Origin of the sequence: Flavobacterium sp., from assembly GCF_044368995.1 — a bacterium.
GTDB lineage: Bacteria > Bacteroidota > Bacteroidia > Flavobacteriales > Flavobacteriaceae > Flavobacterium.
In genome coordinates this window covers 36,816-46,787 of sequence record NZ_JBIPMS010000002.1, presented here as the reverse complement: position 1 = coordinate 46,787, position 9,972 = coordinate 36,816, and the positions used below count along the sequence as shown (strand labels likewise).

Genomic DNA, 9,972 nt, shown 5'->3' with positions numbered 1-9,972 from the left:
CAGCAAACAAACACCAAGATATTCGTGCTGCTTTATGTTGGACGAAAGAAATTGCGGAATTAGCGCGTCAACATAATGATGCAAATATAATTTCTATTCCGGCACGTTATACATCTATCCAACAAGCTGTGGAAATGGTAGCTACTTTTTTAAACACCGATTTTGAAGGCGGAAGACACGCAAATAGAGTAAATAAAATTGCTTGTAAATAATGTTTTTTAAAAATTACTTTTAGGAATTCCGTCAGTATTGGCGGAATTTATATTTTATATTATTTTTTTCAATGACCGCAATCCAATTCATACAGAACCAAACCAAAATTGCTGTAAAAAGCATTGAAGTTACCATACAATTACTTTCAGACGATTGTACGATTCCGTTTATTTCTCGTTACCGAAAAGACCAAACTGGAAATTTAGATGAGGTGCAAATTGAAACCATTTCAAAATTAAACAAGCAATTTATTGAAATTGTAAAACGAAAAGAAAGTGTTTTAAAATCGATTGAAGAACAAAATGTCCTTTCACCCGAATTGAAATCTAAAATTGATGCTAGTTATGATTTACAAGAAATAGAAGATTGGTATTTACCCTACAAAAAGAAGAAAAAAACCAAAGCAGATACCGCGCGTGAAAACGGATTGGAGCCATTAGCGAAAATAATTATGTCTCAACGAAATGACGACATTGAATTTTTAGCATCGAAATATTTAAACGAAAAAGTTATTAATGAAGACGAAGCCCTTCATGGCGCTCGAGATATAATTGCCGAATGGATAAACGAAAATATTTTCATTCGAAAATCGTTACGAAGAACCTTTCAGCGTAAAGCCGAAATTACCACTAAAGTAGTAAAAACCAAAAAAGACGATGAAGCAGCTCAAAAATTTAATCAATATTTTGATTGGTCTGAAAACGTAAGTAAAGCACCATCACACCGATTATTAGCGATGTTACGTGCTGAAGCTGAAGGTTTTATCAAGTTGAATGTCGGTTTAAATGACGAAGACAAGAAAGAAGTAATTCGTTTTATGGAAGACAATTTAATTAAAACTAATAACGAAAGCGGCGAACAAATTGAAAAAGCCATAAAAGACAGCTATAAAAGATTATTAGAACCCGCTATTTCAAACGAAACGTTGCAAGAAGCAAAAACCAAAGCCGATATAAAAGCGATTGATGTTTTTGCAGAAAATTTACGTCAGTTATTATTGGCGCCGCCTTTAGGAGAAAAACGTATTTTAGCCATTGACCCAGGTTATAAAAGCGGTTGTAAATTGGTTTGTTTAGACGAAAAAGGCGATTTATTAAATAACGAAACGGTTTATCCGCACGCGCCACAAAACGACAGCGCTATGGCGATGAAAAAAATTCGTTCGATGGTAAATGCGTATAATATTGAAGCTATTTCAATTGGAAACGGTACAGCATCACGCGAAACAGAATTTTTCATCAAGAAAATTGCTTTCGACAAACCACTTCAAGTGTTTGTGGTTTCAGAAGCGGGCGCCTCAGTATATTCTGCGAGTAAAATTGCGCGTGACGAATTTCCAAATTATGATGTAACGGTTCGTGGCTCGGTTTCTATTGGAAGACGACTTTCAGATCCGTTAGCGGAATTAGTAAAAATCGATCCCAAATCAATTGGAGTTGGGCAATACCAACACGATGTGGATCAAATCAAATTAAAAGAGCAATTAGACGCGGTGGTAATGAGTTGTGTAAACGCTGTTGGCATTAACGTAAACACCGCCAGTAAATCGTTGTTGAGTTATGTTTCTGGAATTGGTGAAAAAATGGCTGAAAACATTGTGGCATTTCGCACAGAAAAAGGTCCTTTTGAAGACAGAAAACAACTAAAAAAAGTGCCGCGTTTGGGCGAAAAAGCGTACCAACAAGCCGCCGCTTTTATCAGAATTAAAGACGGAAAAAACCCGTTAGATAATTCGGCAGTGCACCCAGAAGTCTATGCAATTGTTGAAAAAATGGCTAAAGATTTAGGTATAAAAACAAACGAATTAGTTGCGAATAAAGAAAAAATAGCACAAATTTCTCCTGAAAAATACATTACTTCTGAAATTGGAATTTTAACACTTAAAGACGTTTTAAAAGAATTAGAAAAACCAGGATTAGACCCAAGAAAAGCCGCTAAAGTTTTCGAATTTGACCCGAATGTTCGAACAATAAAAGATTTAAAAACAGGTATGATTTTACCTGGAATAGTAAATAATATTACTGCTTTTGGCTGTTTTGTGGATATTGGCACAAAAGAAAGCGGTTTGGTGCATATTTCGCAATTAAAAGCAGGTTTTGTTTCCGATGTAAACGAAGTTGTAAAACTACACCAACACGTGCAAGTAAAAGTCGTTGAGGTAGATGAGGCCAGAAAGCGAATTCAGTTGACTATGATATTTTAAAAAAAAAAACCAAATTCTAATTTTACTTGGAATTTGGAATTTTTATATTGGAATTTTTTAAAATTTATTCTTTTGTTTCTTCTTCTTTTTTAGCTACTGGCGTTTCGTCTTCACCTTTTGCTGCTTTTTTAAATTCCTTGATACCACCACCAAGTCCTTTCATTAATTCAGGAATTTTTTTACCTCCAAAAAATAAGACAACAACAGCAATAATAATAATCCACTCCGTTCCACCAATGGCTCCTAAAGTTATATATAAAGAATTCATGTTTTTAAATTTTAAATTTATACTACAAAGGTACATAAAAAATTAAAACACAAATAAGATTATTCTTTTTTTATCGGCGCATTTACTAATTGACAAATTGCCTAATTGTATTATATTTGTATAAAATCAAGAGATATGTCTCAAAAAAGGTTAAAATTTCAGGCGCTAAAACAAAAATTAGTAAGCAAAAGACGTTTCATTATTTATAATGAAGACACTTTAGAAGAATCATTTTCATTAAAACTTACCTTAATGAATGTATTTGTAGCGTCTTCTTTAAGTGCTATTTTAATTGTTTTTGTCACTACATTCATCATTGCTTTTACACCTTTACGGGAATATATTCCGGGTTATGCTTCTACACAATTAAAAAAACAAGCTGCGGCTTTAACCATAAAATCAGATTCGTTACTAAAAGTTACAAAAGCAAATAACGCATACATTCAATCTGTTAAATCTGTTTTAAATGGCGATTTAGAATATGCCAAATTAAACAAAGATTCCATTAAAGTGGCAGCAAATGCTACAGAAAAAGTTGATGTAAAAGTCTCGGAAAAAGAGTTGCGACTTAGAAATGAAGTACAAAAACTCACTCCAAAAAAAGCTAAAAAATAAATCCGACTATTATGTCATTAAAAGCAGTTGCAGCTAAAATACTCGCCAGATATTCGCACTTTCAAACTCAAAAATGGGCAAATTCTCCTGTTGCTACTCAAGAAAAGGTTTTTCAATCATTATTAAGTCAAGCGAAAAACACGCAATTTGGAAAAGATCATGATTTTTCTAATATCAAATCATTTGAAGATTTTGCCAAACAAGTTCCAGTTCGAGATTACGAACAATTTAAGTCGTATATTGATAAAGCTGTTGCCGGCGAATCGGATATTTTATGGATTGGAAAACCTTTATATTTTGCCAAAACATCTGGAACCACATCTGGCGCTAAATTCATTCCGCTAACAGCAGAATCGATGCCTTTTCATATTCAAGCTGCTAAAAACGCTATTTTAAGTTACATTCACGAAACAGGAAAAGCTGATTTTGTGGATGGAAAAATGATTTTTTTACAAGGAAGTCCAGAAATGGAAGAAAAAAACGGAATCAAATTAGGTAGACTTTCCGGAATTGTTGCGCATTATGTGCCCAAATATTTACAAAAAAACCGATTACCAAGTTGGAAAACCAATTGTATTGAAGATTGGGAAACAAAAGTCGACACGATTGTAGAAGAAACACTTCATCAAAACATGACGGTGATTTCAGGCATTCCAAGTTGGGTACAAATGTATTTTGAAAAGTTAAAAATAAAATCGAATTTGCCTGTTGGCGAGTTGTTTAAAAATTTCAATTTATTCATTTATGGCGGCGTGAATTATGAACCTTATCGTGCTAAATTTGAACAATTAATTGGCAGAAAAGTAGATTCAATTGAATTATTTCCTGCTTCCGAAGGGTTTTTTGCCTATCAAGATTCGCAAACCGAAAAAGGCATGTTATTATTATTGAATTCAGGAATTTTCTACGAATTTATTAAAGCAGACGAATTTTTCACCGAAAACCCTAAACGCCTCACAATTAGTGAAGTAGAAATTGGTGTAAATTATGTTTTAATTATTTCTACCAACGCCGGACTTTGGGCATACAATATTGGCGATACAATTGCGTTTACTTCTACAAAACCATATCGCATTATTGTTACCGGAAGAATCAAACATTACATCTCTGCTTTTGGCGAACATGTGATTGGAAAAGAAGTGGAAAACGCATTGCAAAATGCCGTTTTAGGAACAAACATAAGCGTAAACGAATTTACCGTAGCGCCACAAATTAATCCAAAAAGCGGTTTACCGTATCACGAATGGTTAATCGAGTTTGATTCGGAACCAGAAGATTTGGAAACTTTTGCATTAAAAATTGATACAGCAATGCGCCAACAAAATGTGTATTACGACGATTTGATAAAAGGCAACGTGTTGCGAACAATAATAATTACGAAAGTGGCAATAAACGGTTTTCAAAACTATATGAAATCCATCGGAAAATTAGGCGGACAAAACAAATTACCTAGATTAAGTAACGATAGAAAAATTGCTGATTTTTTAACGATGTAAATGAAGAAATTATTAACTTTCTATACACAAAAAGCGAACGAAAACGGACTAAAGAATAAATTTATTACCTTTGTTGGTGATATAATAGAAATTAATGAGAGACATTAAAAACATTTCGCGTTCTCGGGCGCAAGAATCGTCGGCTGCTATCGAACGATTGTACATTACCATGCGGCACTTATTTAACAGAGGTTTTTACAAACCAATGGGTGTTTCAGGCGAAACTTTACGTGAAGCCTTATTATCCTTACGACCAGAAATTTACGGATCCATTGCAGAAGAAAAAGTAGAGTTAAACGGATTATTATATGTGATAGAGCGGTTACCAATTGGCATAGAGCAATGTCGTTATATCAATTTAACTTCGGATGAAGGGTATGCGAATTCGCACTTTAAAGCCATCGTTCCTCCAAAAAGAAGAAGAAATTGTTATCGTATTGACGACGAACAAATGAATATTGAAATTACTCGAGGACGTTCAGACATTTACGATATTTTAACGCATTTAACGTTTATTTTCATCGAATCGCACAAAATTAAAGACCGTGTTTTAATTGACGATGAAGGCATGGTGTCTCGCGATTGGCAAAAATTAGCTCAATTTGCACTTCAAACTAAAAAATTAACGCAAGTTGAAAGAGAAATTGCAATATCGCACGCGGCCAATGTGTTAGGAAGAACCTTTGCAGAAGTCCAAGACATTTATGAAGGTTTTGCCACAACTGAAGCACCAGAACGTTTTTTACAAATTATATATTGGCTAGGAAAAATTGCAATTGAAGAAATTGTAGATAATAACAAACGCACCATTACTTTTAGTCCGATTTTAAGAGAACGATTAGGACATCATATTTATGGTGAAATTTGGGCCAACAATATCAAACAAACGCTTAGTAAAAACAATTTATTAGAAAGACCTATTCATGTGATTAGTGCAAATATGCATAGTGTGATGAATTCGATTTTTGCACCTGCAGTTTTGGCTACAAAATATAAAGGAAAAGAAGCGTTTCAAATTTATGAAGATTTAAGTTCGTCTTCACACAAAGACTTACGAAAAAAAGTAGAGGATGTGGCTTTGCAAAATGGCATGATTTCATTGCCAGACACTTCAGGAACCAATATTGATGTACAAATTTTTGATACCGCAAAATTTGATTGGAAAAAAACAGCCTTTCCAACAGTTGCTTCAAAAGAAAATCCCGTTCTTATTGTAATGGATTATGCTTTTGGCGAACAGGCGTACGAAACTATCGACGAACTTTTAAAACCTTATAAAGTTAATAAAACCAAGACATTATTAAATGTAGAATCGGTTTCTATAATGGGTAAAGCCGGAATTTTAGAAGGCGGCAAAGGAGACATTATGATTCCTAACGCACACGTAAATGAAGGCACAGCAGATAATTATCATTTCGAAAACCAACTTACAAAAGAAATGTTCGAAGGAAATGGAATACCTGTTTTTTCAGGCCCAATGATTACAGTTTTAGGGACTTCTTTACAAAATAGAGATTTACTAAAATTTTTCCACGAATCCACTTGGGAAGCCATTGGTTTAGAAATGGAAGGATCGTATTATCAAAAAGCCATTCAATCCGCTTCAAGAATTAGAAAAAGCATAAACACAAATGTAAAAGTAAGATATGCCTATTACGCCTCAGACAATCCATTAGAAACAGGAAGCACATTGGCTTCTGGCGGTTTAGGAACTACTGGCGTAAAACCAACATATTTAATTACCATTAAAATATTAGAACAAATTTTTAACGTAAACTAAGAACATGAGCACAAATTCTCAAGAGCAGGAAATTGATTTAAGCCAAATCGGAAAAAGTATTTCAAAAGGGCTTAAAAAAGTAATAAACAAGTGTTTCGACTTGTTATTTTTTATACAAAAGAAACTACTAATTGTATTTGTTTTATTAGTTATTGGTGGTGGTTTAGGTTTTTATGTAGACAAAGAACCTAACTATACAAGTGATGTTGTGGTGATTCCTAATTTTGGGAGTAACGATTATTTGTACAATAAAATAAATTTAATTTCTTTAAAATTAAAAGAAAAAGACGAAGCCTTTTTTACTAAAATAGGAATTAAAAATATTGAAGATTTTATCTCTATTGAAATTGAACCCGTAAACGGAATTTATAATTTTATTAATTCAGATAGTCAAAAAAACAATTTTGAACTCGTTAAATTAATGGCAGAAGATGGCGATTTAGAAAAAATTATTGAGGAAGAAACTACAAGTAAAAACTACTATTTACATGGCATAAATATTAAAACCGCTATAGCTTACCAGCAAAAAGACTTAATTGATCCTTTATTAAATTTTTTACAGCAGTCGGAATATTTTATTAAACTTCAGAAAATTCATCAAAATAATTTAGAAGAAAAATTAGCATCTAATAAGTTATTAATCACTCAGATTGATCAAATTATTTTAAGCTTAAGTCAAAACAAAACAGGAAGCAGTGTTTCAATATCTGAAAACACAGGTATAAATGATCTTATTCAAAAAAAGGACAATTTAATTTTTGAAAACCAAAAATTAGCCACCAACCGATTGGAATTTGAAAAAATAATTAAAGATCAAAATATAATAGGAAACCAAATGAACAATAAAGGTGCAAACAATAAAATGAAATTTATTTTACCAATATTGTTTGTTTTGTTTTATTTATTAGGGCACTGGTTTTCAAAAGCATATAAACAACAAAAACAACGCATTCAAGCATAATGAAAAATATTTTAGTTACAGGCGGAGCCGGATTTATTGGAGCGAACTTTGTTCCTTATTTTATAGTAAATAATCCGGATTATCATTTAATAAATTTAGACGCATTAACTTATGCAGGAAATTTAGAAAACATATCAGAAGTGGAAAATCATGAACGTTATACCTTTGTAAAAGCGGATATTGTAGATGGAGAATTCATAAAAAACCTATTCGATAAATATCAATTTCACGATGTAATTCATTTTGCCGCAGAAAGTCATGTTGATAATTCAATTTCTGGTCCAGAAGCGTTTATTAAAACCAATGTTTTAGGAACATTTAATTTATTAGACACAGCCAGAAAACTTTGGATGACAGCACCTAATCAATACAACCCAGAATTTGTAAACGCCCGTTTTCATCATGTTTCTACTGATGAGGTTTATGGAACATTAGGCGAAACAGGTTTATTTGAAGAAACTACGCCTTATGCGCCAAACAGCCCATATTCAGCATCAAAAGCAGGTTCAGACATGATTGTTCGAAGCTATTTTCACACCTATGGAATGAATGTGGTAACCTCAAATTGTTCCAATAATTACGGTCCAAAACAACATAACGAAAAGTTAATTCCCACTATTATTCGTAAAGCATTAGCTGGAGAAAACATTCCAATTTATGGAGACGGAAAAAATGTACGCGATTGGTTATATGTTTTAGACCATTGTAAAGGAATTGAATTGGCTTTTAAAACCGGAAAATCTGGAGAAACGTATAATATTGGAGGAAGAAACGAACGTAATAATTTACAAATCGTAGATACTGTTTGTACTATTTTAAACGATTTAAAGCCTAAAGCAACAGGAAAATATCAAGATCAAATTACATTTGTAACAGACCGACCAGGACACGATTTACGTTACGCAATTGATGCTACAAAAATTGAAACCGAGTTAGGTTGGAAAGCAGACGAAAACTTTGAAACAGGAATTAAAAAAACAATTGAATGGTATCTTGGTAAATTTGCCAATTAGCCGATTCATCAATGTGCCAATTCTTTAAGTAGAAATTAATGGCAAATTGACACATTGAATATTGAAAATTAACTATAAAAGCCATGATAACATTTAGAGAAAAGTACCACAACAATTTAATTTTATTGAAAACTTTTGATTTTGCTAAGAAAGTTGTTCAATATACAGAAAAACTAGAAGGACAGAAAAGATATGTAATTGCAAATCAATTATTAAAATCAGGAACTTCTATTGGAGCCAATATAAAAGAAGCTCAAAGCGCGGAAAGCAAAGCAGATTTTATTCATAAAGTTAAAATTGCTATGAAAGAAGCAGACGAAACAGAGTTTTGGTTATTTTTATGTAATGAATTAGAAAATTATCCAAAATCTGACGAATTATTGAATGATGTTTTGAAATATTAAAGATTACCAATAAGATAATTGCAACATCTAAAAACAAATAAATTAGCCGATTAATTGACTATTCGAAAACATTGGCTTATTGAATATTTACAAATTGATAATTAAATTGGCACATTGGATATTGCCTAATTGACAAATTAAGATTATGAAAGGAATTATACTAGCCGGTGGCTCAGGAACACGTTTACATCCTTTAACTTTAGCGGTAAGTAAACAATTAATGCCAATTTACGACAAACCCATGATTTATTATCCATTATCAACTTTGATGTGGGCAGGAATCAACGAAATATTAATTATTTCTACACCGCACGATTTGCCTTTGTTCCAACACTTATTAGGCGACGGAAGTAGTTTAGGATGCAAATTTGAATACGCAGTACAAGAGCATCCTAACGGTTTAGCCGAAGCATTTATTATTGGAAAAGAATTTGTGGGTAACGATAAAGTAGCTTTAGTTTTAGGCGACAATATTTTTTACGGAACAGGATTGGCCGAATTATTACAAGCAAACAATAATCCAGACGGTGGAATTGTTTACGCTTATCATGTACACGATCCTGAACGTTACGGCGTAGTAGAATTTGACACAACCGGAAAAGTGCTTTCAATTGAAGAAAAGCCAACAAGGGCAAAATCAAATTATGCAGTTCCGGGGATTTATTTCTACGATAATTCTGTAATAGAAATTGCGGCAAATATACAACCAAGTCACCGAGGCGAATTAGAAATTACCGACATCAATAAAGCCTATTTAGAACAAGGAAAATTAAAAGTTAGTATTTTAGACAGAGGAACTGCTTGGTTAGACACGGGAACATTTCAGTCGTTAATGCAAGCCGGACAATTTGTTCAAGTGATTGAAGAACGCCAAGGATTAAAAATCGGAGCCATTGAAGAAGCAGCATATAAAATGGGCTTTATCAATGCAGATCAGTTGAAAAAACTAGCCGAACCTTTATTGAAAAGCGGTTACGGAACGCATTTAATGAGTATTATTTAATTCTCAATTTGTCAAT

At 32.8% G+C, this 9,972-nt stretch carries 10 protein-coding genes; 9 read left to right on the top strand and 1 reads right to left on the bottom strand.

All coding sequences use genetic code 11. From position 1 onward, the window contains the following. Together ACIQ2I_RS00450 and ACIQ2I_RS00445 are read left to right on the top strand one after the other, a co-directional pair. Positions 1-212 (top strand): RpiB/LacA/LacB family sugar-phosphate isomerase (locus ACIQ2I_RS00450; protein ID WP_396180470.1); only part of this gene is annotated, 212 nt, incomplete at its 5' end. A 71-nt stretch (positions 213-283) separates the two neighbouring features. Beyond that, the gene (locus ACIQ2I_RS00445; protein WP_396180469.1) at positions 284-2,416 is read left to right on the top strand and encodes a Tex family protein; all 2,133 of its coding nucleotides are present in this window, start codon (positions 284-286) and stop codon (positions 2,414-2,416) included. Between the two features lie 64 nt (positions 2,417-2,480). Here ACIQ2I_RS00445 and ACIQ2I_RS00440 read toward each other — a convergent pair whose 3' ends face one another. Then, positions 2,481-2,684 (bottom strand): twin-arginine translocase TatA/TatE family subunit, encoded by a 204-nt coding sequence (locus ACIQ2I_RS00440; protein WP_396149275.1) that lies wholly within the window; start codon positions 2,682-2,684, stop codon positions 2,481-2,483. A 135-nt stretch (positions 2,685-2,819) separates the two neighbouring features. Here ACIQ2I_RS00440 and ACIQ2I_RS00435 point away from each other — a divergent pair, with 135 nt between their 5' ends. From ACIQ2I_RS00435 to rfbA, 7 genes are all read left to right on the top strand, one after another. Further along, positions 2,820-3,299, top strand: coding sequence for a peptidase (locus tag ACIQ2I_RS00435; RefSeq protein ID WP_396180468.1), 480 nt, complete (start codon positions 2,820-2,822; stop codon positions 3,297-3,299). Positions 3,300-3,310: 11 nt separating this feature from the next. Further along, positions 3,311-4,795 (top strand): GH3 auxin-responsive promoter family protein, encoded by a 1,485-nt coding sequence (locus tag ACIQ2I_RS00430; protein WP_396180467.1) that lies wholly within the window; start codon positions 3,311-3,313, stop codon positions 4,793-4,795. 94 nt (positions 4,796-4,889) lie between these two features. After that, on the top strand, positions 4,890-6,575 hold the full coding sequence (locus tag ACIQ2I_RS00425; RefSeq protein WP_396180466.1) for a DUF6909 family protein: 1,686 nt from the start codon (positions 4,890-4,892) through the stop codon (positions 6,573-6,575). A 4-nt stretch (positions 6,576-6,579) separates the two neighbouring features. Next, positions 6,580-7,536 carry a hypothetical protein gene (locus ACIQ2I_RS00420; protein WP_396180465.1) on the top strand — a complete coding sequence of 319 codons (957 nt, stop codon included), beginning with the start codon at positions 6,580-6,582 and terminating at the stop codon, positions 7,534-7,536. Next, the gene (gene rfbB, locus ACIQ2I_RS00415) at positions 7,536-8,549 is read left to right on the top strand and encodes a dTDP-glucose 4,6-dehydratase (RefSeq protein WP_396180464.1); all 1,014 of its coding nucleotides are present in this window, start codon (positions 7,536-7,538) and stop codon (positions 8,547-8,549) included. Before ACIQ2I_RS00420 ends, rfbB begins: the two co-directional genes overlap by 1 nt. An 83-nt stretch (positions 8,550-8,632) precedes the next feature. Continuing rightward, a complete protein-coding gene (locus tag ACIQ2I_RS00410; protein WP_396180463.1) occupies positions 8,633-8,953 on the top strand; it encodes a four helix bundle protein in 321 nt (106 codons plus the stop codon). Between the two features lie 145 nt (positions 8,954-9,098). Continuing rightward, the gene (gene rfbA, locus ACIQ2I_RS00405; protein WP_396180462.1) at positions 9,099-9,956 is read left to right on the top strand and encodes a glucose-1-phosphate thymidylyltransferase RfbA; all 858 of its coding nucleotides are present in this window, start codon (positions 9,099-9,101) and stop codon (positions 9,954-9,956) included. Positions 9,957-9,972: the final 16 nt, after the last annotated feature.

Bases quoted from the DNA above. Each gene is read 5' to 3' on its own strand.
- ACIQ2I_RS00430 (WP_396180467.1), top strand. From the start codon at position 3,311: ATGTCATTAAAAGCAGTTGCAGCTAAAATACTCGCCAGATATTCGCAC.
- rfbB (WP_396180464.1), top strand. From the start codon at position 7,536: ATGAAAAATATTTTAGTTACAGGCGGAGCCGGATTTATTGGAGCGAAC.
- ACIQ2I_RS00410 (WP_396180463.1), top strand. From the start codon at position 8,633: ATGATAACATTTAGAGAAAAGTACCACAACAATTTAATTTTATTGAAA.
- ACIQ2I_RS00420 (WP_396180465.1), top strand. From the start codon at position 6,580: ATGAGCACAAATTCTCAAGAGCAGGAAATTGATTTAAGCCAAATCGGA.
- ACIQ2I_RS00440 (WP_396149275.1), bottom strand. From the start codon at position 2,684: ATGAATTCTTTATATATAACTTTAGGAGCCATTGGTGGAACGGAGTGG.
- ACIQ2I_RS00425 (WP_396180466.1), top strand. From the start codon at position 4,890: ATGAGAGACATTAAAAACATTTCGCGTTCTCGGGCGCAAGAATCGTCG.
- ACIQ2I_RS00445 (WP_396180469.1), top strand. From the start codon at position 284: ATGACCGCAATCCAATTCATACAGAACCAAACCAAAATTGCTGTAAAA.
- ACIQ2I_RS00435 (WP_396180468.1), top strand. From the start codon at position 2,820: ATGTCTCAAAAAAGGTTAAAATTTCAGGCGCTAAAACAAAAATTAGTA.
- rfbA (WP_396180462.1), top strand. From the start codon at position 9,099: ATGAAAGGAATTATACTAGCCGGTGGCTCAGGAACACGTTTACATCCT.